The organism is Thioclava marina (assembly GCF_002020135.1).
GTDB classification, from domain to species: Bacteria; Pseudomonadota; Alphaproteobacteria; order Rhodobacterales; family Rhodobacteraceae; genus Thioclava; species Thioclava marina.
In genome coordinates this window covers 1247121-1273838 of sequence record NZ_MPZS01000001.1, presented here as the reverse complement: position 1 = coordinate 1273838, position 26718 = coordinate 1247121, and the positions used below count along the sequence as shown (strand labels likewise).

Genomic DNA, 26718 nt, shown 5'->3' with positions numbered 1-26718 from the left:
GAGGATTGCTGATGAACGTCGCGATTACCGAAGGGCTGGTGCTGACCCCGGCCGCTTTCGCAGAAGGGCTCGATCAATGGTCGAGTGAGGACGGGATGCCGGGCTCGACCACTTATGAGGGGGCGGCCAATGCGGTGCAGGTGCCTGCCGATGCCGATTTTGGTGGCTGTCTGGAGATGCTCAAGACCCAGACGCTGCAAAAACTGCGTTACATGGGAGAGACACCGATCCTGCCGGGAACCTACCTGCGCATCCGCTCTCGGGTGAAGGCGGTGAGCGGCAATCTTCCGGAGGTGCGCATCGCGGGTTACGCGGTAAACGGAAGTGGTGCGCATGTAGGCGGGCTGATCGAGGTCGGCCCGACAGTGACGCTGCAAACCTACGGCACCGTCGTCGAGGTCGAGGCGATTGTCGGCACGGGCAGCCGCAGCGGCGTCGATATGGCTTGGGGGCTCGAGGCGGTTTACGGCCATTTCGGGGTCGACCTGACCGGTGCAAATGGTGCGGTCGTGCGCATCGACGATATCGAGATCGAGGATGTGACCGAGGCCTTCCTGCGCGACATGATGGGCTGGGTCGATGTGCGTGATTTCGGCGCGAAAGGCGATGGCGTGAGCGATGACGCGGCCGCCTTCAACGCCGCAGACCAGGCCGCCGAGGGGCGCAAGATCCTCGTCCCGGAGGGCAGCTATTTTATCGGCAACTCGATTTCGATCTCCGCGCCGATCGAGTTCGTGGGGACGCTGGTGATGCCTGCGGCAGCGAAACTGTCGCTGATGTCGTCTTTCGATTTCCCGACCTATGCGGAGGCGTTCGGCGACGAGCTGACAGGGTTCAAGAAGGCGTTGCAGGCGCTCTTCGGTTATACCGATCACAACGTGCTCGACCTCAAGGGGCGGCGCGTCGAGGTGAGCGAGCCGATCCGGATCGAGGAACTGGCCCCCGATCTCGCGAGCTTCTCGAACCGCCGCGTGTTGCAGAACGGCCAATTCAACGTGATCGCGGGCGCGGCCTGGGATGATGAGGTGGTCACGTCGCAGGCGACCTATTCGACCTCGCTCTCGATGCAGCTGACCAATGTCGCCAATATCGCGAATATCCCGGTGGGTGCGCGGGTGAGCGGCACGGGAGTCGGGCGCGAGGTCTATGTGAAATCGAAGAATGTGGGGGCGGGGACGCTCTATCTCTCGCAGCCGCTTTACGGCGGCTCGGGGACGCGGACCTACACGTTCACACGCTATCAATACGTGCTCGACTTCTCGGGCATGGACAAGCTCGACCGGTTCAACGTCGCCAATGTCGAGTTCCTTTGCAACGGCGCCGCGAGTTGCATCATGCTCGCGCCCGAGGGGCAGATGTTCCAGATCCGCGACAGCTATGTCGTGCGACCGAAGGATCGGGTGATCACTTCGATCGGGCGCGGTTGTCAGGATCTGCTGATCGACGGCTGCCAGTTCCTCTCGAACGAGATGTTGGTACCTGCGCAGGATCGAGTCTCGATGGTGCTCAACGTCAATGCCAATGACACCAAGATCCGCGACTCGCGTTTCGTGCGCTTCGGCACCACCTTCGTGCTCAACGGGTCGGGGCACCTGCTGGTGGGCAATCATTGGTTCCAAGGGGACGAGGAAACAAGCGGCGTGCGTGTGGCGGGGCTCGTCTTCACCCAGACCAATGTTCAATCGGCAGTGACCGGAAACTACATCGACAACTCGGTCATCGAGTGGACGAACGAGCACGATGCGTTCCCGGGGTTCTCGAACGAGTACAGTTTCGGCGGCCTGACGATTACCGGCAATACCTGCGTGTGCATCAACGTGGCGCCGTGGTTCAACTGGCTGTCGATCAAGCCCTATGGGGCAGGGCATTTCGTGCAGGGGCTGAGCGTCACCAACAACGTCTTCAAGTCGCTCAACGGCAGCATCGACCGGATCGAAACGGTGGATACGAGCTTTGCGGATCTCGATCGGGGGCGGATGCGCAACGTGGTGTTCGAAGGCAACATGTTCAACGCGGTCAGCCAGATCACGCAGAACCCGGTGATGGTCGAAGTGAACCAGGGCACCGCGCAAACGGTCTGGACGGTAGATGCGGGTGATTATCTGCCCTTCGCTGGCTGGGCGCGCAACGTCCAGAGCCTCGTGGCCGAGGGGGCGGTGACCAATGCATCGGGTGCGCGGGTCACCGCGATGCCCTATGTCGCGGTCGAGCAGGGCGCCGACAAGACGCTTGCGACGATCAATTGGCCGGATCTGGCGAAGGGGCGGATGCAGGTCACGCTGCGGATGGACAACCCGATCTGATCGGTTGGGCCTTCGAGCAAAACGGGCGCGCGGGAGAGATCTCGCGCGCCTTTCTCATACGAGATCGCTGGTCGTGAGGTTGTAGGCGCGACCAAAACCGCCATTGAGCGCGGCCGCAAGAGGGTGCAGCTCGAAGAAGAAAAAGTCGGGCAGGTTGATATAGAGCTTTGATTTCGGATGGTCGGCGAGCCACCGCGCGCGCATCGCCGCGAAACGCGGGTCGTCGCGGTGGATCGGACGCGCTTCGACCTGAAGCGAGAGGCGTGGATGGGTGAGCGGGTCGCCCTTGGGGCCGGGCTCGCCCAGCAACAGGCCTGCGCGAGGATCCGCGCGCAGCGCCTTGGTGTGGGCCGAGAGGCCGGAGACCAATGTCAGGATTTCGTTCCCGGGACCGGGACCGGGGCCGAGCGCGATGCGCGTCACGACCGGGTGGCCGGTGGCCGGGTCGAGCGTGCCGATCGCGCCGAACCGGGCCCCGGCGATCAGCTCGCGCGCGAGGGTGCGCGCCTCTTCGTCGGTGGGGCGGATCGGGTTCGCGGGCGAGGGGCCGGGCGCTTGTGACATCGGGGCTCCGCAGGTTCGGGTGGCGGTCCTCTCACAGCTAAGCCTTGTCCTGCGCTGCGGCAAGCCGGGCGGCTTGTGTGACTTATCCACAGTCTCGAGCGTTTTCTGACCGGGTCGAATCAAAAAAGGGCCACTGCAGGTTTCCGCGGCATCTGCGCGGGTCTTTACCCGGCAGTCAAATTTACAGAGGCGCGTTTCTCGACCTCCCGTGAACAGGCAAGCCCCTGAAACCTCATGCCTATTTTCTGCCACCTTTTGCATCATTTACAATTTCGCGGCGTTTTGTGTGAAAAACTTAACAAAAAAATTCAATGCACAAAGGGGCTTACATGAACGTTAACGTTTGAGTTACAGTGTCTGCGGGGTAGAGTGCCCGCGATCCGTCGTGGGCTGATTGGCGGCTGTTGGGCCGCATGTCGAAATTGTTGGGAGGAAGCCGATGGCTGCTCAAGAACAGGTTTCTCAGGTTCCGGACGTGAAAGAAGTCCCTCCGGGGTTCGAGAATGCCCATGCCGATGCTGCGAAATATCGCGAGATGTATCAGGAATCGATCACTGACCCCGAGAAGTTCTGGGGTCGTGAGGGCAAGCGCCTCGACTGGATCACCCCCTACACCAAGGTGAAGAACACCGATTTCACCTTCGGCCATGTCAATATCAAGTGGTTCGAGGATGGCGTGCTCAACGTCGCCGTGAACTGCATCGATCGTCACCTCGCCACCCGCGGCGAGCAGACCGCAATCATCTTCGAGCCCGATGACCCGGAGACGCCCGCGCAGCACATCACCTACAACGAGCTTTCGGAAAAGGTGAACCGCTTCGCCAATGTGCTGCTGAGCCAGGGCGTGATGCGTGGTGACCGTGTCGTGATCTACCTGCCGATGATCCCGGAAGCGGCTTACGCGATGCTCGCCTGTGCGCGCATCGGCGCGATCCACTCGATCGTGTTCGCGGGCTTCTCGCCCGACGCGCTTGCCAACCGTATCAACGACTCGGGCGCCAAGGTCGTCATCACCGCCGACACCGCGCCGCGTGGTGGCCGCCGCACGCCGCTCAAGGCCAATACCGATGCCGCTCTGCTGCACTGCTCGGACAAGGTGCGTTGCCTCGTCGTGAAGCACACGGGCGACCAGACCACCTGGATCGACGGCCGCGATGTCGATGTGAAGGCGATGATGGAGAATGTCTCGCCGCAATGCCCGCCGCGCCCGATGAACGCGGAAGATCCGCTTTTCATCCTCTACACCTCGGGCTCGACCGGCAAGCCGAAGGGCGTCGTGCACTCGACCGGCGGCTATCTCGTCTATGCCTCGATGACCCATCAGTACACGTTCGACTATCATGACGGCGACGTGTTCTGGTGCACCGCGGATGTGGGCTGGGTCACCGGCCACAGCTACATCGTCTACGGTCCGCTCGCCAATGGCGCGACGACGATCATGTTCGAAGGCGTGCCGACCTACCCGGATGCGGGCCGCTTCTGGGCCGTTTGCGAAAAGCACAAGGTCAACCAGTTCTACACCGCGCCGACGGCGATCCGCTCGCTGATGGGGCAGGGACCTGAATGGGTCGAGAAATATGATCTGTCGGATCTCAAGGTGCTGGGGTCGGTCGGTGAACCGATCAACCCCGAAGCCTGGGCCTGGTATGACAAATACGTCGGAAAGGGCAAATGCCCGATCGTAGACACGTTCTGGCAGACCGAAACGGGTGGCCACATGCTGACCCCGCTTCCGGGCGCGACGCCCACGAAGCCGGGCTCGGCGACCCGTCCGTTCTTCGGCGTGAAGCCGGTCGTTCTCGACCCGCAGACGGCGGTCAAGCAAGACGAGACCGAGACCGAGGGCGTGCTGTGCATCTCCGACAGCTGGCCGGGCCAGATGCGGACGATCTGGGGCGATCACGAGCGTTTCCAGGACACCTATTTCAGCCAGTACAAAGGCTATTACTTCACCGGTGACGGCTGCCGCCGCGATAGCGATGGCTATTACTGGATCACCGGCCGCGTCGATGACGTGATCAACGTCTCGGGCCACCGCATGGGCACGGCGGAAGTCGAATCCGCGCTGGTCGCGCACCAGGCTGTCGCCGAGGCTGCCGTTGTGGGCTATCCGCACGAACTCAAGGGTCAGGGCATCTACGCCTATGTCACGCTGATGAACGACGTCGAGCCGACCGACGAGCTGCGCAAGGAGCTCGAGAAGTGGGTCCGCACCGAGATCGGTCCGATCGCCAAGCCCGATGTCATCCAGTGGGCTCCCGGCCTGCCGAAGACCCGTTCGGGCAAGATCATGCGCCGCATCCTGCGCAAGATCGCCGAGAACGATTTCGGCTCGCTTGGCGACACCTCCACGCTGGCCGATCCGTCCGTGGTCGATGACCTGATCGCCAATCGCGGGAACGCATGATGTCGGGCGAGGTGGAGACCATGACCGAGACGAAACCGGCCGTTCTGATCCTGCTCGGGCCTCCGGGCGCGGGCAAGGGCACGCAAGCGCGGATGCTCGAGGAAAAATTCGGCCTCGTGCAACTCTCGACGGGCGATCTTCTGCGCGCAGCCGTGGCGCAGGGCACGGAGGCCGGTCTCGCAGCGAAGGCGGTCATGGAATCGGGCGGGCTCGTCTCGGACGAGATCGTGCTGGCGATCCTCAAGGACCGCATGGCCGAGCCCGATGTCGCCAAGGGGGTCATCCTCGATGGCTTCCCGCGCACCGCAGGTCAGGCGGCCGCCCTCGACGACCTTCTGGCCTCGACGGGCCAGTCGGTCACCGCGGCGATCAGCCTCGAGGTCGATGACGAGGCGATGATCGCCCGCGTCGCCGGCCGCTACACCTGCGCCAAGTGCGGCGAAGGCTATCACGACGAATTCAAACAGCCCGAGGTTTCGGGCGTTTGCGACAAATGCGGCGGCACGGAATTCAAGCGCCGTGCCGACGACAATGCCGAGACGGCGCGTGCGAGGCTGGAGGCCTATCACGCGCAAACGGCGCCGCTGATCGCCCATTACAAGGCGCTCGGCGTTCTCGAGGAAATCGACGCGATGGGTTCCATCGACGAGATCGCCTCGGGGCTTGGGTCGATCGTAGAGCGCGTCTCGGCCTGATTTTGGGGAGGGGCGGGCCCATGAGGGGCCCGTCTGGAGAGAAACGAAAAGGGAGTTACGCTCATGGCGGACAAATCCTCTTCCAACGCCTACTGGAAGGCGAACATCCGGACGATCCAGTTGTTTCTGGTGATCTGGTTCGTCTGTTCCTTCGGCTTCGGTATCCTGCTGCGTCCGATGCTGGCAGGCATCAAGGTCGGTGGCACCGATCTTGGCTTCTGGTTTGCCCAGCAGGGCTCGATCCTCGTGTTCCTCGTGCTGATCTTCGCCTACGCGTGGCGGATGAATAAGCTCGATCGCGAACACGGCGTCGAAGAATAAGTTTCAGGGAGGACTAGAGGGACATGGATCAGTTTACCCTCAACTTGCTGGTGGTGGGCGCGACCTTCGTGCTCTACATCGGCATTGCGATCTGGGCCCGTGCGGGTTCCACGTCGGAATTCTACGCCGCCGGTCGCGGCGTTCACCCCATCGTCAACGGGATGGCCACGGGCGCTGACTGGATGTCGGCCGCCTCGTTCATCTCGATGGCCGGTATCATCGCCTTCGGCGGCTACGACACCTCGGCCTACCTGATGGGCTGGACCGGTGGTTACGTGCTGCTGGCCATGCTGCTTGCGCCCTACCTGCGCAAGTTCGGCAAGTTCACCGTGCCGGAATTCATCGGCGACCGTTTCTACTCGCAGACCGCGCGGACCGTGGCGGTTATCTGCCTCATCATCGCGTCGATCACCTACGTTATCGGCCAGATGACCGGTGTGGGCGTGGCGTTCTCGCGCTTCCTCGAAGTGTCGAACACCACCGGCCTCTTCATCGGTGCGGCGATCGTGTTCATGTATGCCGTTCTGGGCGGCATGAAGGGCATCACCTACACGCAGGTTGCGCAGTATGTGGTTCTCATCATCGCCTACACCATCCCGGCGATCTTCATCTCGCTGCAGCTGACCGGCAACCCGATCCCGGGTCTGGGCCTGTTCTCGAACGACACCAGCTCCGGTGCGCCGATCCTGTCGACGCTCAACGACACCGTCGAGGCGCTGGGCTTCAAGTCCTATACCGGGCAGCATGACACCACGCTGAACATGTTCCTGTTCACCATGACGCTGATGATCGGTACCGCCGGTCTGCCCCACGTCATCGTGCGCTTCTTCACCGTTCCGCGTGTGGCCGATGCACGTTCGTCCGCTGGTTGGGCACTGGTGTTCATCGCGCTTCTCTACCTCACCGCTCCGGCCGTGGGTGCGATGGCGCGTCTGAACCTGGTCAAGACCTTCTACCCGAACGGCGTCGACCAGCCGGCCGTGGAAATGACCGCGATCGAGAACGACCAGAACCTCGCCTGGGTTCGCAACTGGGCGAAGACCGGTCTTCTGACGTTCGACGACAAAAACGCTGACGGCCGCATCGAATACAGTGCAGGCGACAGCAACGAACTGACCGTGAACCGCGACATCATCACGCTTGCCAACCCCGAGATCGCCAACCTGCCGGGTTGGGTGATCGCTCTGGTCGCCGCCGGTGGTCTCGCCGCCGCGCTCTCGACCGCGGCAGGCCTGCTGATGGCGATTTCGTCGGCTGTGTCGCATGACCTGATCAAGTCGCAGATCAACCCGAACATCTCGGAAAAAGGCGAGCTTCTGGCCGCCCGTATCTCGATGGCCGTGGCGATCGCGATCGCGACCTACCTGGGTCTGAACCCGCCCGGCTTCGCCGCGCAGACCGTGGCACTTGCCTTCGGCCTCGCCGCTTCGTCGATTTTCCCGGCTCTGATGATGGGGATCTTCTCGAAGAAGATTAACAACACCGGCGCCGTGGCAGGGATGCTCGTGGGTCTCGTGACCACGCTGGTCTACATCTTCCTGCACAAGGGCTGGTTCTTCGTGGCGTCGACCGCGTCCTTCTCGGACAGCGCTCCGATGATCCTCTCGATCAAGTCGACCTCGTTCGGCGTGATCGGCGCGATCCTCAACTTCATCACGGCCTTCGTGGTGTCGAACGCGACCAAGGAGACCCCGGAAGACATCCAGGAGCTCGTCGAGTCGATCCGTGTGCCCAAGGGCGCCGGTGCGGCAGTCGACCACTGAGACACGGCTCGGGACGGGGGCTATCCTCGTCCCGACCTCTGAACGATCGGCAGGCGCCCCTCGGGGCGCCGCCACCACCCAAAGGACAAGATCATGGCCGCCGATCTGACCCCGATCCTCGCATTTCTCGAAGGCGTCCACCCTTACGACAACCTGCCGCGCAACGAGCTGGAGCATGTCGCCAGTTCCTTCCGCCGCAGGGAATTCTCCGAGGGCGATGTCGTCTACGCCTACCGTGAACCCCTCAAGGGCATCTACCTGATCAAGAAAGGTTCGGTTGAAGTCACCGACCAGAACGGGGCGCTGGTCTCGATCCTGGGGCCCCGGAATACCTTCGGTGAACGCGGTCTGATGCGTGACGGGCTTGCCGCGACCACGGCGCGGGTGACCTCCGATACGGTGCTGCTCGAGCTTCCGGCCGATGAATTTCGCGAACTGTCCCAAAACGAGCCCGCCTTCGCGCGCTTTTTCAACCGCGTGCGCGGCGGCGAAACACGGACGGATTCGATCGCGACGATGAAGATCGCGGATCTTCTGGCCCATGACCCCGTCGCCTGCACTCCCGAGACAACCGTGGCCGAAGCCGCGCGCAAGATGCGTGATGCACAGGTCTCCTCGCTCGGCGTGACCGGCGTGGAAGGTCAGCTCGAAGGGATCGTCACGGTGCGCGACCTGTCCAGCAAGGTGCTTGCCGACGAGATGGCCTTCGACACGCCGGTGCGCGCGGTGATGACCCCCGATCCGATCTCGCTTACGCCAGAGGGGCTGGGTTCGGACCTGCTTCATATCATGCTCGAGAAGCGGATCGGTCACCTGCCGATCACCGATCACGGTCGCTTCGTGGGCATGATCACCCAGACGGATCTGACGCGTTTCCAGGCGGTGAGTTCGGCGGTGCTGATCCGCGATGTGGCTGGCGCGAAGACGGTGGCCGAGATGGCCGCCGTGACGGCGCAGATCCCGCAGCTTCTGGTGCAGCTCGTGGGGGGGCACCACGCGCATGAGGTGGTCACGCGACTGATCACGGATATCGCCGATGCGGTGACCCGCCGATTGCTGGCGCTGGCCGAGGCCGAATTGGGCCCGGCGCCGGTTCCCTACCTCTGGCTGGCCTGCGGATCGCAGGGGCGCCAGGAGCAGACCGGCGTCTCGGATCAGGACAATTGCCTCATCCTCGATGACGCGGTGACCGAGGAGGACATGGTCTATTTCCGCCAGCTCGCGAAGATCGTCTCCGACGGGCTGGATGCTTGCGGCTATGTCTATTGCCCGGGTGACATGATGGCCACCAACCCGCGCTGGTGTCAGCCCGTGCGGGTCTGGCGCGAATATTTCGACGGCTGGATCAACACGCCCAACCCCGAGGCGCAGATGCTTGCCTCGGTGATGTTCGACCTGCGCGCGATCGGTGGCACGGGCGTCGCGCTGTTCCAGCAATTGCAGGAAGACACGCTGGCGAAAGCCGCGAAGAACTCGATCTTCGTGGCCCACATGATCGCCAATTCACTCAAGCACACACCGCCGCTCGGTCTGATCCGCGGCTTCGCCACGATCCGCTCGGGCGAGCATCGCAACCATATCGACATGAAGCATAACGGCGTGGTGCCGGTCACCGATCTCGCGCGCATCTATGCGCTGCGCGCCCGCCTGCCCGAAGTGAACACCCGCGCGCGACTCGTCGAGGCCGAACATGCGGGCGTACTCTCGCATTCGGGCGCGCGCGATCTGATCGAAGCCTATGACTTGATCGCCTCGATGCGGCTCGAGAACCAGGCACATCTCGCGCGCTCCGGGCGCAAACCAGACAATTACCTCGCACCCTCCGACCTGTCGGACTTCGAGCGCTCGCATCTGCGCGATGCCTTCGTCGTGGTGCGCACGATGCAATCGGCAGCCGGGCACGGCAAGGGCCCGGTCAGCTAAGGAGACCTCATGACGAACGACTTCATCTCGACCATGGCAGCCGGGGCGCTCGCCGCCCTCGTGGTCTTCCTGCTCAATCAACTGAGCAAGAAGTTCCGCGGCGAGAAACTGCCCAAGGTGGTGATGCCGCTGGCGATCGGCGTGGCGCTCATCGGTTACACGATCTGGAACGAATACGGCTGGTATCCGACGGTGCGCGGGGGCATGCCCGACACGGTCGTCGTGCTTCAGGAAGTCGATGAAAGCGTGCCATGGCGTCCCTGGACCTACCTGGTGCCGATGGTCACACGCTTCATGGCGATCGATGCGGCCAAGATAACGCGCCCCGTCGCCGACAAGCCCGAGCTGGTCGAGACCGACCTTCTTCTGATCGGGCGCTGGCAGCCGCTGATGACGGTGCCCACGGTCTACGATTGCGCAACCGGCAGCCGCGCCGATCTGGTGAACGGCGCGGAGCTTTCCGATCAGGGAGAGCTCACCGGGGGCGGTTGGTTGAAGCTGCCGGCGGAAGATCCGGGTCTGACGGCGGTCTGTGCAGGAGGATGAAGGAATGTCGGGGGGGAGGAAACATCGCGTCCTGATCGTCGAGGATGAGGACAATATCGCCATCGCGCTCGACTACCTGATGAGCCGCGAGGGCTACGAGCATGACCGGATCGACACCGGGCGCGGCGCGCTGGAGCGCATCCGCGAGACCCGCCCCGATCTGGTGCTGCTCGATGTGATGCTGCCCGAGGTCTCGGGCTACGAGATCTGCCAGGAGGTCCGCGCCGATAAGGGCCTCGGCGATGTGAAGATCCTGATGATGACTGCGCGCGGCTCCGCGATGGAGCGCCGCAAGGGCCTCGCGCTCGGGGCCGACGGTTTCATCGCCAAACCCTTCGAGCTGCGCGAGTTGCGCGAGGAGGTACATCGCATTCTCGACGGGGAGACGGCCTGATGGATCTCGCCCGGCTCTCCCTTCGCACCCGGGTGTTCCTCTTCTTCGCCGCGCTGGCGATCGGCAATCTGGCGGCGCTCGTGGCGGGGCTGTGGTTCGGGTTCATCCGGATCGGCGATGCGCAGGCACTCGATGCGATGGTGATCGGCGGTGCGGTCGCCGGTTTCGTGATCCTCGGGTTGATCGTCTGGGTCTGGTTCCTCTTCGATGAAAACGTCGCCAAGCCGATCGAGCGACTGTCGGGCATGTTACGGGCGCGCACCACCGCCGAGATCGAAGGCGAGATGGACGAGGATATCGCGCGCTACCTGGGTGATCTGGCCCCCGCCGCAGCCTCCGTCACCCGCCATTTGTCGGAAACCCGCAACGCCCTGACCGAGGCCGTGCAGCGCGAGACAACCCGGCTCGCGCAGGAAAAGGAACGGCTCGAGGCGCTTCTGTCAGATGTGCCCGTGGGCGTGCTGCTCTGCACTTCCGATCACCAACTGGCCTTCTATAACGGGCAGGCGGTGGAACTGCTGGGCTCGGCCCATGCGCCGGGACTCGACCGCCGCGTCTTCGATTATCTCAACCAGCCACCCATTGCCCATGCCTATGACCGGCTTCTGGCAACCGAAGACCCGGATGCGGCTTCGGACCTGCTCTGCTCGACCAAGGCCGAAGGACGGGTGCTCGCCGCCCGGATGCGGCTTCTCTCGGAAGGCGAGGATCATCATCTGGCCACGCGCCCAGGCTATGTGCTGACCCTGCGCGATGTGTCGGGCGACATGGCGTCCCATGCGCAGCGCGAGCAGCTGATGGACGAACTATTCGATCGCATCCGCCGCCCCGCCGCCGCGCTACAATCGCTGATCGGGGTGCTCACCGCCGATGACGGCCCCGCGCCGGGGCCCGAGCGCGACCGCGTCCGCGAGGCCGCCAATTCCGAGGCCACGCATCTCTCTGCCGCGATCCACGAATTCTTCGAGCGCCACGAGGCGAACCGCGCCGATTGGTGGCCGCTCGCGATGATCCGTGCCTCCGATCTGGGGCAGGCCGTGGCGGCGCGGGTCGAGGCCGAGGGGGGCTCTATCCTGCCCGTCACCGCCGCGCTGATGCTGCGCTGCGAGGGGTTCGAGATGGTGGCGCTGCTTGCAGGTCTCGTGCGCAATCTCAAGGGGCGCCACAATTTCCGTCTCGAGATCACCGAGGATGGACCCGGCGCGCTGATCGCGCTGGAATGGGAAGGCGCGCCCGTGCCGATCGCCGAGCTGGAAAGCTGGCTCGACCAGCCGCTCGATGTCGGGCTCGAGGATGTCACCGGCCACCGCGTGCTGACGACCCACGCCGCCGAAATCTGGCCCGAGAAGTTGGGCGACAGCCGAGCGCGCCTCTGCCTGCCGCTGCGCGAGGCGCGCCATGTCACCAGGCGCCCGAAGCCGGTGCCGCGCGCGGTCGTCTACGATTTCGACCTGCTCTCTCGCGAGCGCGTGGCCGAGATCGCCGACACGCCGCTGATCGATCTGACCTATGTCGTCTTCGACACAGAGACGACGGGGCTCTTGCCCACCGAGGGTGACGAGATCGTGCAGATCGCCGCCGTGCGTATCGTCAACGGACGGCGGATCGACACCGAAGTCTTCGATACGCTCGTCGATCCCAAACGCCCGATCCCGCCCGGCTCGACCGAGGTGCACGGGATCTCGAACGCGATGGTGCAGGGCGCGCCCGATATCGCCGAGGTGGGGCGGCGTTTCCATAAATTTGCCGAAGGGGCGGTGCTGATCGCCCATAACGCGCCTTTCGACATGGAATTCCTGCATCGCAAGGAAACTGTGATCGGTGAGCGCTTCGAACATCCGATCCTCGACACGGTGCTGCTCTCGGCGGTGGTGTTCGGGCAGTCCGAGACCCACACGCTCGACGCGCTTACCCACCGGCTCGGAATCACCATTCCCGAAGAGGCGCGCCACACCGCGATCGGCGACACGGTGGCCACGGCGGATGCTTTCCTCAAGATGATGCCTGCACTTCAGGCGCGCGGTCTGAAAACATTTGGCGAGTTGGTCGCCGAGCTGCGCAAGCACGGACGTCTGATCAAGGATCTGAACGACTAGGGGGCGCTGCCCCCGCCCTTCGGGCCCTCCGAGATATTTGGATCAAGAAGAAGCCGCGTTTTTCTTCTTCTTGATGAAAATATCTCGGGGTGAATTCGGCGTAGCCGAAGAGGGGCAGCGCCCCTGCTGTCAGAGAATTTCCAGAACCGCTTCGGGCGGGCGGCCGATCCGCGCGGCGGTGTCGGTCAGGACCAGCGGGCGTTCGATCAGTTTGGGATTGGCCGCGAGGGCCGAGAGGATCTCGTTCTCGCCCGAGTCTTTCGGAAGGTCGCTATCCTTCCAGCGCATCAGGGCGGACGCGGGCTGGTCGAGCTTCATCATCGCGTCCTGCAATTCCGCCATGGTGGGCGGGTCTTTCTGGTAATCGCGGATCACCGGGTCGAGCCCGCGCTCTTGCAGCAACGCGAGTGTCTGGCGCGATTTGGAGCAGCGGGGATTGTGCCAGATCGTCAGAGCCATGTGTCCCTCCCGGTTCCGACCGCCTCCGCTACGCTGGCGAACCCATCGCGTTCCAGCAGGGCATCCAGGCCACGCGCGATCTCGGCGGCGAGGGAAAGGCCCGAGAAGACCATGGCCGTATAAAGCTGCACGGCCGAAGCGCCCGCGCGGATTTTCTCGTAGGCCTGTTCGGCAGAGCCGACACCGCCGACGCCGATCAGGGGCAGTCTGCCGTCGGTCAGCTTCGAGAGCTGCGCGAGCACGCGGGTCGATTTCTCGAAGAGCGGCGCGCCCGAAAGCCCGCCCTGATCCGAGGGGTTGGGCGAGGTGAGGCCGTCGCGCGAGAGCGTCGTATTGGTTGCGATGATCCCGTCGATACCGCTCTCCAGCGCCACCTCGGCGATCTCGGCCAGTTCCTCGTGGCTCAGATCGGGGGCGATCTTCAGGAAGACCGGGATCTGCTTCGCAAGACCGTCGCGGGTCTCGATCACGCCCGCGAGCAGGGCCGAAAGTGCGGCTTTGCCCTGAAGGTCGCGCAGCTTCTCGGTATTGGGCGAGGAGACGTTGACGGTCGCGAAATCGAGATGCGGTCCGGCATGGGCCAGCACGGTGGCGAAATCCTTCGCGCGATCGGCCGCGTCCTTGTTGGCCCCGAGATTGAGGCCGACGGGGATGCCTTGGGGGCGCTGCGCGAGGCGCGCGGTGATCGGCCCCATGCCCTGATTGTTGAAACCGAAGCGGTTGATCGCGGCGCGGTCGGCGGGCAGGCGCCAGAGGCGCGGGCGCGGGTTGCCTTCTTGTGCGCGCGGCGTGGCGGCGCCCACCTCGATGAAGCCGAACCCCGCGCGCATCAGTTGCGGGACGGCCTCCGCGTTCTTGTCGAAGCCCGCAGCGAGGCCGACCGGGTTGAGCAGGGACAGTCCCGCGAGATCGGTTTTCAGCCGCGTCGAGGTAACGGGCCCGGGCAGCGGCACCAGTCCCATGCGCAGCGCGCGCAGCGACAGGCCATGCCCGGTTTCCGGGTCGATGCAATGCAGCGCCGCGAGCCCGGCGCGCTCGATGAGGGAGGTCACGACATTTCCTTCGGGAAGATATGGCCTGCGGCCCCAAGCGGCAGGGCATGATCCCAGACCACCTCGGTCATTTGCAGCGGGCGATAGAGATGTGGGAAAAGCTGGTTGCCGCGCGAGGGCTCCCATTTCAGTTGCGCGCCCATCGCGTCAGGCTCGAAGGCGACCAGCACCAGATCGGATTCGCCCGCGAAATGTTTCGCGGCGGTCTCGACGACCTGCTCGGCGGTGGAGAAATGGATATAGCCATCGGCCAGATCCACGGGCGCGCCGAGCGTGTGCCCGGCCTCGCGAAACGCATCCCATTCGGGGCGGCGGAAAATCTTGTAGATCAGCATCGCTTTCCCTTGCCCGAAAAGGGGGCGCCCGGTCAAGCGCGGGGCTTCAAGCGGGACTTTGGGCGGGGTAGGCTTGGCCCATGTGCGGACGCATGGCCAATACCCTTCCCGTCGATGCGATGGCGCGGCTTTTCAAGGCCGTGCCGGGCAATGACGTGCCGGATGGTGAGCGGTTCAACATCTGCCCGACCGAGAGCCTGCCGGTCTGCATCTCGACCGAGGGGCAGCGACAGTTGCGCGCGATGCGCTGGGGGTTCGTGCCGACTTGGTATGAAAGCCCGGCCGATGGGCCGCTTCTGATCAATGCGCGTTCCGAGACGGTCGCGGAGAAACCGGCCTTCCGCGAGGCGATCCGCGCGCGGCGCTGCCTGATCCCGGCCGATGGCTTTTACGAATGGCACCGTGAGGGCGAGGCGAAACTGCCCTTTTATGTCTCGCGCCGCGATGGCGAGCCCCTGGTCTTCGGCGGGCTCTGGCAGAACTGGGAGCGGGGTGGTGAATTGCTGACCACCTGCGCCATCGTCACGGTCGAGGCGGGACCGGCGCTCGCGCCGATCCATCACCGCGAGCCGCTGGTTCTCGAAAAGGAGGACTGGGCGAAATGGCTGGGCGAGGAAGGGCGCGGCGCCGCCCTTCTGATGAAGCCGCGGCCGGAGGGCATCTTGCAGGCCTGGCGGGTGGGCGCGCAGGTGAATTCGAACCGGGCCTCGGGGCCGGGTTTGCGCGCGCCGCTTGCCGATCGTGCTTGAATGGTGCTGCGCGGGCGGCTAAGAGGGGCCGGAGTGCGGGTGTAGCTCAATGGTAGAGCCGCAGCCTTCCAAGCTGAAGACGTGGGTTCGATTCCCATCACCCGCTCCACTCTTCCCGAGACATCGCCGGATCATCCGCGCAACCGCCACATGGCTGTCGCGCAGTAGCAGGTATGAAGAAACCGCCCGAGGGGACTTCCCGGGCGGTTTCTCGTGACGGGCGCGCGGAGTTTGGGACGTGGGATGCGCGCCACGATCTTATTTCGTCAGGATCAGCTTGCCGGCCTTGGTGATGCGCAAGGTGTAGACCTGCCCGGCCAGCACGATATGGGCGAGATTGCCCTGACCGGTGAGCGCCAGCGCGTCATGCACGGGCAGGGCAGAGGTGAATTGCTCGTTGATGCTCATCTGCGGGCCCCCTCGATGCGGTCGAGCGCGGCTTCGAGCGCGCTCGGGGCAGGGGTCAGACCGCAGCACAGCGCATCGACGATGTCGCGCAGGCTCAACGGCGGTTCGGTCTCGTGATAAGGGTCGGCCCCGAAACGGGGGCCGGGAATGGGGGCGCGTTTCATCTCCGGTCTCCTTTATTGCAGCGGGCTCGTCGGGGATCGACTGGCTGGTGCGGATAACCTGAGTGAAATGATCGGATTTGTAAAGTTGATTCTTTCAGTCGGGTTTTGCGCAGGTGGTTCTGCGCCGATGCACAAAGCGGCAGATGGTCAAAACCACTGACCGGGCTCCATCAGTCCCAGGTCCATCAATTGCTGGCTCGACCAGTCGAACCGCGCCGAGTTTACCCAGGTGAAGCTCCGGACGTCATAGGTAGAGCCGGGATTGAATTTCAGCGCCTTTGCGACCCGGAATGAGGCGATCGCGCAGGTCAGGTTGTGGTGCCAGGGACAGGCAAAGGTGTTGTATTCCTCGTCGTTGAACGTGTGGTCACTGCGCAGGACCAGCCCACGCTTGGCCCGAAACAGCGCGATCCGGTCGATCTTGCGGCGAAGCATGGGGACGTGCTCCTCGAAGCGCCAGCGCAGTCCGCCGAAGAAATCGAGCTGCCGTTCCTTGGGGTGGCCGTGATTGTCCGGATCGGGACGCGCGAGCGCGTAATAGCCCGCCCGGTCGAACATCGCTCCGTCGACATCAACACCGCCGGGATGGGTCTCGAGATTGCCTGCATAGAGGTCGATCACATAGCTCAGCATCGCCGAGCGGCGTTCTTCGGTATGGAAGGTCAGCAACTCGCCTACCGAACGCGTCTCGCAGAACGGGTAGAACAGGTATTCCGCGTTGAAGCAGTAATAGGCCCAAGTGCCCTCGGGCAGCGCCGAGATGATCGGGTTGAGAGCCATCGGCGCCGCATCGCGCCGCGCGAGATTGAAATCGATGCAATGGATCTTCGCGGGGGGCTCGGCAATGAGGCCTTCGTCCAGCTCCATCGCCGCGCGCCCGATCACCAGAAGCACCGGAAAGCCGAGATTGAGATGGTGGCGGATCGTGCCTTCGAGTTCGACACCATCCTCGGCGAGAATGACGCCGACCGGACCCTTCGCGAAGACGGCGCGATGGTGAGTGAGAAACTCTGTGAGTGAGGTGTGTTTCATGCCCGATCCGGCCCTTTCGCGGGGTCTTTCGCGGCAGGATCGGGCAAGCCCCGCGTGAAATCAAGCGTTTACGGCCGGTCGCTCCGGGCGGCCTTGCGGCAAAGGGTCTTTTGGCTGTATCAGGCCCGCTCAAGGCAAACGCGCGAGGATGCCATGAGCGACGCTCCGAAGAAGCTGCACATCAAGACCTATGGCTGTCAGATGAACGTCTATGACAGCGAACGCATGGCCGAGGCGATGGGGGCCCAAGGCTATGAGCTGACCGACGATGTGGCGGCGGCCGACATGGTGCTGCTCAACACGTGCCATATCCGCGAGAAGGCCGCCGAGAAGGTCTATTCGGATCTGGGCCGGCTGCGTCCCTTCAAGGAGGCCAAGCCCGATCTGAAGATCGGCGTGGCGGGTTGTGTCGCACAGGCCGAGGGCGACGAGATCCTGCGCCGCTCGGATCTGGTTGATCTGGTGGTGGGCTCGCAAAGCTATCACAAGCTGCCCGAATTGGTGGCGCGTGCAGGCAATGGGGCGCGCCCCGTGGAGACCGAATTTCCTGCCGAGGACAAGTTCGACCACCTGCCCGCGCGGCCCGTGCAGGCGCGTCCGACCGCCTTCCTGACGGTGCAGGAGGGCTGCGACAAGTTCTGCGCCTTCTGTGTCGTGCCCTATACCCGAGGCGCCGAGGTGTCGCGCCCGGCCGAGAAGATCCTGCGCGAGGCGCGGGCTCTGGTGGAAAAGGGCGTTCGCGAGATCACGCTGCTCGGTCAGAACGTCAACGCCTATCATGGCGAGGGTGAGGGGGGCGACTGGTCGCTGGCACGGCTCGCCCGCGCGCTGGCCAAGATCGACGGGTTGGAGCGCATCCGCTACACCACCTCGCACCCGAACGACATGGAAGACGACCTGATCGCGGCGCATGGCGACGAGCCGAAGCTGATGCCCTATCTGCACCTGCCGGTGCAATCGGGCTCGGACAAGATCCTCAAGGCGATGAACCGCAAGCACACCGCCGAGGAATATATCCGTCTGATTGAACGCATCCGCGCCGCGCGTCCCGATATGGTCATCTCGGGCGATTTCATCGTGGGCTTCCCGGGCGAGAGCGATCAGGACTTCGCCGACACGATGGCGCTGATCCGCGAGGTCAATTACGGGATGGCCTATTCGTTCAAATACTCGCCCCGCCCGGGCACGCCGGCAGCCGGTGCAAAGGGCGCGGTGCCGTCCGAGATCGCCGATGCGCGGCTGCAAGAGGTGCAGGCGCTGCTGACCGCGCAGCAACGTGCCTGCCAGAACTCGATGGTCGGGCGTGAGGTCGGAGTGCTTTTCGAAAAGCCCGGTCGGCTGGAGGGCCAGTGGGTCGGCAAATCCGACTACCTACAGGCCGTCCATGTGACCGGCGAGGGGCTGGCTCCGGGCGTTCTGGCCCGGGTGCGGATCACCGCATCGGCCCCCAATTCGCTCGCCGGCGAGCTCGTCTGAGCCCGCCGCGCGGCGTCAGTCTTACTTCGAGCCCGGCGGGTCGGCGGCGATTGCCTGCATCAGCGCGCGACGCAGTCCTTCTTCATCGCCCACGAGGTTGATGTCCCTGCAGATGTTGGTCGCGATCCCCATCGCGTCGCCGTAATCGTAGCCGAATTTCACCAGGTCGTTGACGAAGCTGCCCTGCGGATGATCCCAGATCGTCTCGCGCCAGGGGCCACGGAAGCAGTCGATATGAATGGGTTGCTTGCGGACCGGGCCGCAGGTGGTGACGTTGTTGGCGCGCTCGCGTCCGACCGGGCCGGTATAGCAGCTCGAGCCGGCCTGTGCGCTGTCGGCGAGCACCATGCCGGACAGCAGCACGGAAGCGGTGATTGCAAAGAACTTCATCTCAGAGACACTCCTGGTCGGGCAGCCCTTGTTTCGGGCAGCGAAAATGATCCCGACGCCCGCCATCCCTACTAAGCCGGCGTCGACCCGCGCTATTCTTCTGTCATTTTTCGTATTTTGGCGAGACTTTGTCGGCATTTACGCCTCTCTGGGGGACAATCTGGATCAAAAATCCGAGATGTTTTTCTGATTGCTACAGTATTCCCGTTTGGGGCGAGTTCTTGCCATATTTCACACCCGGATTTCCGCAGCTCGGACTGTGGCGCCCAAGAGAGTGCGCGATTCGCGGACGGAGGTGCGTATCGTGCAGGTGCAAGACAAGGATCAGCGCGTCCTTGAGGCATCTGGCCCGAGTCTCGCGCTTCGCGCCGTGTAGGCCACAATATGTGGAGATTGTTCCTTTCTAACCCACAAATTTTCGTTACAATGGCAAGAGTTAACAATGCAGGGCCGGCGGCGCGAATTTTGCCGAGCAAGCCCTCGGAGCAAGGGACGCTGGCGGATATGATATTTTCTTCCTTTGTAACTCGTTTTGCAGGGGTGTTGGGGGTGGCCATGATCGCTCTCGCAACGGCGCCGCTGCCGGTCGCCGCGCAACAGAAAGGCGCAGCCCCTGAGACCTACAAACCGACGATCTGGATTGATCCCGACGGCTGCGAGCATTGGGTCATGGATGACGGCGCCGAAGGGTACATGGATGCACGCAAGACCCGCGACGGTCGTCCGGTCTGTCACCGCAATGTCTGCGGCATCGTCCCCACCGATCAGCTCTTCGCGACCAACCGTTCCGGGATCTCGGCTTCGGGCCGGGAATACCTGCGCAAGTTTTTCACCAGCGCGCAGGCCCGGGCCTTCATCATTACCGGCCATACCGACAGTCGCGCTTCGGACGAATATAACATGCGGCTGTCCAAGCGTCGGGCCGAGGCGGTCGCCTCGGTGGCCAAATCCGTCGGTGCGTCGGTTCTGGCGGTGAACTGGTATGGCGAGCGGATGCCGCGTGCGACCAACAAGACGGCAGTGGGTATGGCCCAGAACCGTCGGGTCGAGATCATCTGCGTGAAGTGAGGGCTGGGGACATGGCAATTCTGAAATACCTGACGCTGGCTGCGGCTGCGCTTTCGATCTCGGGCTGCGCCGCGCTCGACATGGGCGATGTCGGACCGGACAAATCCATCGACCGGGGCGTCGACGCAAAGCATCTCAGCCAGCTCAAGGCCGGGGTCTGGATCGACCCCGAGGGCTGCGATCACTGGATTATCGACGATGGCGTCGAGGGCTACCTGACCGCCCGAGTCGATGATTACGGACGCCCGATCTGTTCGGGCGCAGGGCCCGCCAATACTGTCGTGGGCCCTTTCAAATCCGGCTCGACTGTCGAAGATCCGCTCTGATCGAAAACCGAGTTGCACAAAATTTGTGCAAAAGGCTCGCGCGCATTGCCGCGCGGGCCTTTTTGTTTCGGTTTGATGAAATCTGGACCCGGTTGCCCGAGGCTCACGAAACCAGTGCTTGCGTGAATCTCCGGTCGGAGGCACCATATCTTTACCATACCAGCTAGGGAGACACTGTTTTTGGGCTTCAGCGCGATCACACCCCCGCCCCGCACTCAGGATGCTCACGAGTCGCTTCTTGAGTTCCCCGACAACCGGCTGTTGATCGACCTGTGCGGTGAATTTGACCGCAACCTGGCCCAGATAGAGCACAAGCTCCAGGTGCATATCCTGCGACGCGGCAACCAGTTGGCCGTGGTCGGAGGGCAAGAGGCGCAGCTTCAGGCGGCTTCGGTTCTCCATCAGCTCTATCAGCGTCTCGAACAGGGCAAATCGATCGACGCGGAAGAGGTGGATGCCGCGCTGCGCATGGCCGATCTGGGCGGGGCTGGCACGTCGATGGACGAACAGCTCGAGATGTTCGAGGCCGGCAAATACGAGATCCGCACCCGCAAGAAGCAGGTCGAGCCGCGCACCGAGGCGCAGAAGGCCTATGTCAAACACCTCTTCGAGAACGAGCTGGCCTTCGGGATCGGCCCGGCGGGGACCGGCAAGACCTATCTCGCTGTCGCCGTGGGCGTGACGATGCTGGTGGGCGGCCATGTCGACAAGATCATCCTCTCGCGTCCGGCCGTGGAGGCGGGCGAGCGTCTGGGCTTCCTGCCCGGCGACATGAAGGAGAAGGTCGATCCCTACATGCAGCCTCTCTATGACGCGCTGAATGATTTCTTGCCCGCCAAGCAGCTCGCGAAGCTGATGGAGGAAAAGCGCATCGAGATCGCGCCCCTTGCCTTCATGCGGGGCCGCACATTGTCGAACGCCTTCGTGGTGCTCGATGAGGCGCAGAACGCGACGACGATGCAGATGAAGATGTTCCTCACACGTCTGGGCCAAGGCTCGCGCATGGTGATCACTGGCGACCGCTCGCAGGTCGACCTGCCGCGCGGCATGCCCTCGGGACTCGCCGATGCCGAACGCATCCTCGGCCATGTCGAGGGGATCAGCTTCAACTACTTCACCGCCAAGGACGTGGTGCGGCACCCGATGGTCGCGAAGATCATTGACGCCTACGACAAGGCCGAAGGCGAGTAACGCCTTCTGACGGCTTTTCCTCTCGCTCCTGCCTGCGTGCCGGGGCGAGAGACACTCTCGTTCCTCGCCAAGACTGGAAATTACCTGCCCGAGCTGTGGGGAGAAGGTCTGGTTTCGTTATGAGCTACGGCGGGACGTCTAACTGAGGGACGCGCCCGAGCCTCGGGTGGGCGCTCTGCGACCTCAGTGGTCTACACTTTATCTCAAAAGCCCGCAGGTCGCTTGAACCCGCGACGCCATCGCCAACGCGCCCTCCCGGCTGGAGGGTCGGGCGCGGCACCGGGGCTCGTCGCCCTGTGCCATCAACAAAACGGAAAACGCCCGGTCCTCACGACCGGGCGTTTCCAATTCCGACAGGACCGCAATCAGCCCTATTTCTTGCCTTCGAGCGCCTCGATCCGCGCCTTAAGCGCCTCGTTTTCCTCGCGCGCCTTCTGGGCCATCGCGCGCACCGCGTCGAACTCCTCGCGGGTCACGAGGTTGCGATCGGCGAGCCAGCGGTCCATCCAGCTCTTCATCGCCGTTTCGGCCTCGTCCTTCGCGCCCTGAGCAACGCCCATCGCGTTGGTCATAAGCTTGGACATCTCGTCGAAAATCTTGTTGGGCGGCTGCATGTCCATCCCCTCACGGTCAAAAAAAGGTTCCCCGTTTATATGGGCTGTGTGCGCGGCGGTGGCAAGGTTGACTTCCCGACGCGCGCAGGGCTTTCTCGCCGCGGCCCATGACAGGAGACAAGCGTGCTGCCCCTTGCCATTCCCTTCCCGCAATTCGACTCGGTTGCCTTCACCATTCCCGGACTTGGCCTGCCGATCCGCTGGTATGCGCTGGCTTATATCGCGGGGCTCGTGGCGGGTTGGCGGATCATCGTAGGCTTGATGAAGCGCCCGGGTCTCTGGCCCGGCGACCGCGCGCCGATGGAGGCGAGCAAGGTCGAGGATCTCCTGACGGCGGTGATCCTCGGTGTGGTGCTGGGCGGACGGATCGGCTTCGTGCTGTTCTATGATGCAAGTTGGTATCTCTCGCATCCACTCGACATCTTCAAGGTCTGGGAAGGGGGCATGTCCTTCCATGGCGGTTTCCTCGGCACGCTGGTTGCGGGATGGTGGTTCGCGCGGCGCCATTCGATCCCGAAACTGCAGCTGGCCGACGCGATGGCGCTGGTCGTGCCGATCGGGCTGTTTCTTGGCCGTATCGCGAATTTCATCAAGCCCGAGTTGTGGGGGCGTCCGACGGATGTGCCCTGGGGCGTGATCTTCCCCGGCGAGGTGGCGCAGACCTGTCTGGGTATCGCTGGGCAGGTGGACGGCACTTGTGCCCGCCACCCCTCGCAGCTTTACGAGGCGGGGCTGGAAGGACTGCTGTTGGGCCTGATCCTTTGGGGGCTGGTGCGCTTTGCCCGGTCCCTCAAACGCCCGGGGCTCAGCCTCGGGATCTTCCTTACGGGCTATGGGGCCGCGCGTGCCTTCGTCGAGCTGTTCCGCCAAGGCGATGTGCAATTCGTCAGCCTCGACAATCCCTACGGTCATGTGATCCGCTTTACCGACGGGCTGGGGCTTACGATGGGGCAGGTGCTCTCGCTGCCGATGATCGCGGTGGGGCTGTATTTCGTGATCCGCGCGTTGCGCGCGCCGAAAGCCTCGTGACGCCGCTGGGCCGGATACTCGCGGCGCAGATCGTCGCCGAAGGGCCGATGCGGCTCGACCGCTATATGGGGGCCTGCCTGCTCCATCCCGAGCATGGCTACTACGCGACGCGCGACCCGTTCGGAGGCAAGGGCGATTTCATCACCGCCCCCGAGATCTCGCAAATGTTCGGAGAGATGCTGGGGCTGTGTCTGGCGCAGGCTTGGCTCGATCAGGGTCGGCCTGCACCGTTCCTGCTGGCCGAGGCCGGGCCGGGGCGGGGCACGCTGATGGCCGACATGCTGCGCGCGATGCGCTCGGTGCCGGGGATGGTCGAGGCCGCGCAGGTCCACCTGATCGAAGCCTCGTCCACTCTGCGCGAGATCCAGCGCGCGCGACTGGAGGGGCATGCGGTCACCTGGCATGACAGTATCGACACGCTGCCCGAGGCGCCGCTCTTCTTCGTCGCCAACGAATTCCTCGACGCGCTGCCGATCCGGCAATTCCAGCGGGTCGAAAAGGGCTGGGCCGAGCGTCAGGTGGGGCTTGCCCCTGATGGATCGCTGGCCCCCGGTCTCGCGCCCCCCGTGCGGCTCGAGGCGCTGGAGCCGCGTATCATGGATACCAAGCCCTGTGACGTGGTCGAAACCTGCGCACCCGCGCGGAGTTTCACCGAAACGCTGGCGGCCCGGATCGCTGCACAGGGCGGAGCGGCGCTGCTGATCGACTACGGGAACTGGCACAGCCTTGGCGACACCTTCCAGGCGCTCAAGGCGCATCAGCCCGTCGATCCCTTCGAGGCGCCCGGTGAAGCGGACCTGACGGCCCATGTCGATTTCGAGCCGCTCGCCCTGGCTGCGCGCGCGGCTGGCGCTGAGGTCTCTGCCATGACGGCACAGGGCGTTCTACTCGAACGGCTCGGGATCACGGCGCGTGCGCAGATGCTTGCTCAAAGCTTGGACGGTGCTGCGCTCGATGCCCATATCGCCGCGCATCGCCGCTTGACCCACCCCGAGGAAATGGGTCACCTGTTCCAGTCTCTGGCGATCGTTGCGCCGGGTGCGGCCTTGCCGCCCGGTTTCGATCCTGCCCGACCCTGAGCCCGAGAGGACGCGATGGCGACTACGCTCGAAATCCTGACCTCCCCTGCGCTGAACGGCGTTCGGCACGGTTTTTTCACCCGACGCGGAGGGGCGTCGTCCGGTATCTTCTCGGGGCTCAATTGCGGCCCCGGTTCGTCGGATCAATCCGAGGCGGTGCGCACCAACCGCGCGCGTGCCGCAGATGCGCTTGGTATTGCCCCCGAGGCGTTGCTTGGCGTTCACCAGATCCATTCCCCCGATGTCGCGACGCTCGCCGGTCCGCCCGCCGGGCCCATCGAAGCCGATGCCATCGTCACCGCCACGCCGGGCGTCGCGATCTCCGTTCTGACGGCGGATTGCCAGCCGGTTCTCTTTGCCGATGCCAAGGCGGGCGTGATCGGTGCGGCCCATGCGGGCTGGCGCGGAGCGCTCGAAGGGGTTCTCGAGAACACGCTCGACGCGATGGAGGCGCTCGGCGCGCATCGCGAGGACACGGTCGCGGTGATCGGGCCGTGCATTTCCGTCCATGCCTACGAGGTGGGTGAGGAATTCATGGAGCGCTTCATCATCGAGGATCCCGCCTATGCGCGGTTCTTCTCGGGTGGGCCGAATGGTCGGCCGCATTTCGACCTGCCGAGCTTCTCTCTCGATCGTCTGCGTGCAGCGGGTGTGGGGGAGGCGGAATGGATCCGCCATTGCACTTATGCCGATCCCGACCGCTTCTATTCCTACCGCCGCACGACCCATGCCGGCGAGGCTGATTACGGCCGCCTGATCTCGGCGATTCGTTTATGAATTGGGCATGAATGCGGGGGCGATGGACCGAATGACGCCCCATTTGTGACGGCTCCAGCGGCAAAGCTGGTAAAACGCCCCTGATTTCACAGTGATTTGAAACAATGCGCCTGCGCCACAATCGGTCGCTGCCAGGCCCCTGAAAAAAATGTTCAACGCCTCAAGCTGGCCCCATTGGCTCGTAATATAAGGGGCGAACCGGACCTAGCCGGTCCCAAGAGGAGGCACAGAAAAATGACCCAGAAAAACCCGACGCGCCGCTGGATGAAATCGATGCTGGCCGAGGCCGCCCGCTGCGAAACGCCCATGCCCTGGGCGCGCGCCAACCGCAAGCCGCTGGCCGAGCGTCGTGCCGCCGAGCGGCCGCAGCGGACGCGCTCCGCCGCACGCTGATCCGAACCTCGTCCGCGCACCGCTTTTGGTCATGCCGGCGCGCGGGGCGAGACCCGGCCGGACGCTGCCAAGTCCGGCCACTGTCACCCGCGTCTCGGTCTGCTCCCGGGGCGCGGGTGATTCGAATCTGCAATGTGGCGAAATTACGGCCGCCGGTTCGCGCACCCGAAACACTCCGACAAGCCACCTGCGGACTGCGCTCCACTGCGAGGACAATAATACGGAAAATTTGACGCAGAGCCCCAAGCTGCGCATTTTTGGGTTGTCTCTCTGCAACCGGTGGGGGCCGTAGCAGATGTGACCAGACCGAAAGGCTGATCGCATGAATATGACCCACCGGTCCGCGGAGGCAGGTTCTCTCCGCACTGCGACTGACATGCAGGCGCCCCGCGTTCTGCGTGCCACACCGCCTTCGCCGAAGCGCACGCTGCGCGCTTCGGCGATGACGCGGCGCTATACCACGATGTGGCTCGGCCCGACCGGGCACATCGAGGAGGAAGTCCGCATTGCCCCGGCGATTCCGCTCTTCGAGGAAGCCTTCTCGGCGCTCGCGCGCGGCTCGGTCCTCGCGACCGAGGACGGCCCCGTCGCGGTCGAGGATCTCGTGCCGGGGATGCGGGTGATCACCGCCGACGAGCGTATCGAAACCGTGACCTGGATCGGCTCGATGACGCTTTTTCCCGCCTCGGCCGAGGAGGCGCACAAGCTGATCCGTATCACAGCCGAGGCCTTTGGCCATGGCCGTCCGATGCCAGATCTGGTGCTTGGCCCACATGCGCGGCTTTGCCTGCGCGATGCGCGGCTGCGCGCGCGGATGGGGATCGAAACCGCCTATGCGCCGATCGCGGGTTTCGTCGACGGGGTCAGCGTGATCGAGGTCACGCCGGCCTCGCCGGTCAGCGCCTATCACGTCTTGCTTGAGCATCACGGGTCGCTCAAGGTCGGCGGCATGGAGATCGAGAGCTATCATCCCGGAGAGGGGATCGAGCGAATGATCGACCCGCGCATGGCCGAGCTCTTCACCGCGCTTTTCCCGCAAATCGAACGGTTGCGCGATTTCGGCCCGCTCTGCGCGCCGCGCCTGACCCGCTTCGAGGTCGAGGAAATGCTGATCTGATCCCTGTCCGGGCAGCCGAAAATGAAGAACGCCCGTGCCAATGACCT

Annotated in this window: 28 protein-coding genes and 1 tRNA gene; 20 read left to right on the top strand and 9 right to left on the bottom strand. The window is 64.0% G+C overall.

Annotation, left to right across the window (positions count from 1 at the left end):
* Positions 1 to 11 precede the first annotated feature (11 nt).
* Positions 12 to 2303 carry a glycosyl hydrolase family 28-related protein gene (locus BMG00_RS06110; RefSeq protein ID WP_078573663.1) on the top strand — a complete coding sequence of 764 codons (2292 nt, stop codon included), beginning with the start codon at positions 12 to 14 and terminating at the stop codon, positions 2301 to 2303.
* A 54-nt stretch (positions 2304 to 2357) separates the two neighbouring features.
* On the opposite strand, the gene BMG00_RS06105 is transcribed toward BMG00_RS06110, so the two are convergent.
* On the bottom strand, positions 2358 to 2867 hold the full coding sequence (locus tag BMG00_RS06105) for a HugZ family pyridoxamine 5'-phosphate oxidase (protein ID WP_078573662.1): 510 nt from the start codon (positions 2865 to 2867) through the stop codon (positions 2358 to 2360).
* 439 nt (positions 2868 to 3306) lie between these two features.
* Here BMG00_RS06105 and acs point away from each other — a divergent pair, with 439 nt between their 5' ends.
* The 8 genes from acs (at position 3307) to BMG00_RS06065 (ending at position 13012) form a co-directional block, all read left to right on the top strand.
* Positions 3307 to 5274: an acetate--CoA ligase gene (acs, locus tag BMG00_RS06100; RefSeq protein WP_078525427.1), complete on the top strand. Its 1968-nt coding sequence runs from the start codon at positions 3307 to 3309 to the stop codon at positions 5272 to 5274.
* Positions 5275 to 5294: 20 nt separating this feature from the next.
* The gene (locus BMG00_RS06095; RefSeq protein ID WP_093470023.1) at positions 5295 to 5969 is read left to right on the top strand and encodes an adenylate kinase; all 675 of its coding nucleotides are present in this window, start codon (positions 5295 to 5297) and stop codon (positions 5967 to 5969) included.
* 63 nt (positions 5970 to 6032) lie between these two features.
* Positions 6033 to 6290, top strand: a complete 258-nt coding sequence (locus tag BMG00_RS06090; RefSeq protein ID WP_078525424.1) for a DUF4212 domain-containing protein — start codon at positions 6033 to 6035, stop codon at positions 6288 to 6290.
* Positions 6291 to 6313: 23 nt separating this feature from the next.
* Positions 6314 to 8053: a sodium:solute symporter family protein gene (locus tag BMG00_RS06085; protein WP_078525422.1), complete on the top strand. Its 1740-nt coding sequence runs from the start codon at positions 6314 to 6316 to the stop codon at positions 8051 to 8053.
* A gap of 93 nt (positions 8054 to 8146) precedes the next feature.
* Positions 8147 to 9976, top strand: a complete 1830-nt coding sequence (locus BMG00_RS06080) for a DUF294 nucleotidyltransferase-like domain-containing protein (protein ID WP_078573661.1) — start codon at positions 8147 to 8149, stop codon at positions 9974 to 9976.
* Positions 9977 to 9985: 9 nt separating this feature from the next.
* Positions 9986 to 10522, top strand: a complete 537-nt coding sequence (locus BMG00_RS06075) for a hypothetical protein (RefSeq protein ID WP_078525419.1) — start codon at positions 9986 to 9988, stop codon at positions 10520 to 10522.
* Positions 10523 to 10526: 4 nt separating this feature from the next.
* A complete protein-coding gene (locus BMG00_RS06070; protein WP_078525418.1) occupies positions 10527 to 10916 on the top strand; it encodes a response regulator transcription factor in 390 nt (129 codons plus the stop codon).
* Positions 10916 to 13012, top strand: coding sequence for a 3'-5' exonuclease (locus BMG00_RS06065; protein ID WP_078525417.1), 2097 nt, complete (start codon positions 10916 to 10918; stop codon positions 13010 to 13012). The genes BMG00_RS06070 and BMG00_RS06065 overlap by 1 nt, the downstream gene beginning before the upstream one ends.
* Positions 13013 to 13141: 129 nt before the next feature.
* On the opposite strand, the gene arsC is transcribed toward BMG00_RS06065, so the two are convergent.
* Genes arsC through BMG00_RS06050 form a run of 3 tightly spaced genes read right to left on the bottom strand, consistent with a single transcriptional unit; the run spans position 13142 to position 14858 of the window.
* Positions 13142 to 13471, bottom strand: coding sequence for an arsenate reductase (glutaredoxin) (arsC, locus tag BMG00_RS06060; RefSeq protein WP_078573660.1), 330 nt, complete (start codon positions 13469 to 13471; stop codon positions 13142 to 13144).
* Positions 13462 to 14523, bottom strand: coding sequence for a quinone-dependent dihydroorotate dehydrogenase (locus BMG00_RS06055; protein WP_078573659.1), 1062 nt, complete (start codon positions 14521 to 14523; stop codon positions 13462 to 13464). The genes arsC and BMG00_RS06055 overlap by 10 nt, the downstream gene beginning before the upstream one ends.
* On the bottom strand, positions 14520 to 14858 hold the full coding sequence (locus BMG00_RS06050; protein ID WP_078525412.1) for a DUF952 domain-containing protein: 339 nt from the start codon (positions 14856 to 14858) through the stop codon (positions 14520 to 14522). The genes BMG00_RS06055 and BMG00_RS06050 overlap by 4 nt, the downstream gene beginning before the upstream one ends.
* A gap of 92 nt (positions 14859 to 14950) precedes the next feature.
* Between BMG00_RS06050 and BMG00_RS06045 the strand changes: the two genes are divergently transcribed.
* Positions 14951 to 15607, top strand: a complete 657-nt coding sequence (locus BMG00_RS06045) for an SOS response-associated peptidase (protein ID WP_342745839.1) — start codon at positions 14951 to 14953, stop codon at positions 15605 to 15607.
* A 35-nt stretch (positions 15608 to 15642) separates the two neighbouring features.
* A tRNA-Gly gene (locus BMG00_RS06040) sits at positions 15643 to 15716 on the top strand.
* Between the two features lie 149 nt (positions 15717 to 15865).
* Here the strand turns inward: BMG00_RS06040 and hemP are convergent.
* The 3 genes from hemP to BMG00_RS06030 all read right to left on the bottom strand — a co-directional run bounded on the left by hemP (position 15866) and on the right by BMG00_RS06030 (position 17211).
* Entirely contained in the window at positions 15866 to 16015 is a 150-nt protein-coding gene (gene hemP / locus BMG00_RS06035; protein ID WP_078525409.1) for a hemin uptake protein HemP, read from the bottom strand.
* Positions 16012 to 16179 (bottom strand): hypothetical protein, encoded by a 168-nt coding sequence (locus tag BMG00_RS17595; protein WP_158521687.1) that lies wholly within the window; start codon positions 16177 to 16179, stop codon positions 16012 to 16014. Before BMG00_RS17595 ends, hemP begins: the two co-directional genes overlap by 4 nt.
* Before the next feature lie 147 nt (positions 16180 to 16326).
* Positions 16327 to 17211, bottom strand: coding sequence for a hypothetical protein (locus BMG00_RS06030; protein ID WP_078573657.1), 885 nt, complete (start codon positions 17209 to 17211; stop codon positions 16327 to 16329).
* A gap of 153 nt (positions 17212 to 17364) precedes the next feature.
* Here BMG00_RS06030 and miaB point away from each other — a divergent pair, with 153 nt between their 5' ends.
* On the top strand, positions 17365 to 18687 hold the full coding sequence (gene miaB, locus BMG00_RS06025) for a tRNA (N6-isopentenyl adenosine(37)-C2)-methylthiotransferase MiaB (protein ID WP_078573656.1): 1323 nt from the start codon (positions 17365 to 17367) through the stop codon (positions 18685 to 18687).
* Positions 18688 to 18708: 21 nt separating this feature from the next.
* Here the strand turns inward: miaB and BMG00_RS06020 are convergent, their stop codons facing one another.
* A complete protein-coding gene (locus tag BMG00_RS06020) occupies positions 18709 to 19077 on the bottom strand; it encodes a hypothetical protein (protein ID WP_078573655.1) in 369 nt (122 codons plus the stop codon).
* 555 nt (positions 19078 to 19632) lie between these two features.
* Between BMG00_RS06020 and BMG00_RS06015 the strand changes: the two genes are divergently transcribed.
* The 3 genes from BMG00_RS06015 to BMG00_RS06005 all read left to right on the top strand — a co-directional run bounded on the left by BMG00_RS06015 (position 19633) and on the right by BMG00_RS06005 (position 21662).
* On the top strand, positions 19633 to 20145 hold the full coding sequence (locus BMG00_RS06015; RefSeq protein WP_078525402.1) for an OmpA family protein: 513 nt from the start codon (positions 19633 to 19635) through the stop codon (positions 20143 to 20145).
* Between the two features lie 11 nt (positions 20146 to 20156).
* The gene (locus BMG00_RS06010) at positions 20157 to 20471 is read left to right on the top strand and encodes a hypothetical protein (RefSeq protein ID WP_078525401.1); all 315 of its coding nucleotides are present in this window, start codon (positions 20157 to 20159) and stop codon (positions 20469 to 20471) included.
* Positions 20472 to 20651: 180 nt separating this feature from the next.
* On the top strand, positions 20652 to 21662 hold the full coding sequence (locus BMG00_RS06005; RefSeq protein ID WP_078573654.1) for a PhoH family protein: 1011 nt from the start codon (positions 20652 to 20654) through the stop codon (positions 21660 to 21662).
* Between the two features lie 371 nt (positions 21663 to 22033).
* Here the strand turns inward: BMG00_RS06005 and BMG00_RS06000 are convergent, their stop codons facing one another.
* Complete coding sequence (locus BMG00_RS06000; RefSeq protein WP_078574258.1) at positions 22034 to 22276, bottom strand: accessory factor UbiK family protein; 243 nt, start codon at positions 22274 to 22276, stop codon at positions 22034 to 22036.
* A gap of 126 nt (positions 22277 to 22402) precedes the next feature.
* On the opposite strand from BMG00_RS06000, the gene lgt reads away from it, so the two are divergent.
* The 5 genes from lgt to BMG00_RS05980 all read left to right on the top strand — a co-directional run bounded on the left by lgt (position 22403) and on the right by BMG00_RS05980 (position 26671).
* Positions 22403 to 23305: a prolipoprotein diacylglyceryl transferase gene (gene lgt / locus BMG00_RS05995; protein WP_425444003.1), complete on the top strand. Its 903-nt coding sequence runs from the start codon at positions 22403 to 22405 to the stop codon at positions 23303 to 23305.
* Positions 23302 to 24384 (top strand): class I SAM-dependent methyltransferase, encoded by a 1083-nt coding sequence (locus BMG00_RS05990; RefSeq protein WP_078573652.1) that lies wholly within the window; start codon positions 23302 to 23304, stop codon positions 24382 to 24384. The genes lgt and BMG00_RS05990 overlap by 4 nt, the downstream gene beginning before the upstream one ends.
* 15 nt (positions 24385 to 24399) lie before the next feature.
* Positions 24400 to 25161, top strand: coding sequence for a peptidoglycan editing factor PgeF (gene pgeF / locus BMG00_RS05985; protein ID WP_078573651.1), 762 nt, complete (start codon positions 24400 to 24402; stop codon positions 25159 to 25161).
* A 234-nt stretch (positions 25162 to 25395) separates the two neighbouring features.
* A complete protein-coding gene (locus BMG00_RS17590; RefSeq protein ID WP_158521686.1) occupies positions 25396 to 25554 on the top strand; it encodes a hypothetical protein in 159 nt (52 codons plus the stop codon).
* Positions 25555 to 25930: 376 nt separating this feature from the next.
* Entirely contained in the window at positions 25931 to 26671 is a 741-nt protein-coding gene (locus BMG00_RS05980; RefSeq protein WP_158521685.1) for a Hint domain-containing protein, read from the top strand.
* The last annotated feature ends 47 nt before the right edge of the window (positions 26672 to 26718 follow it).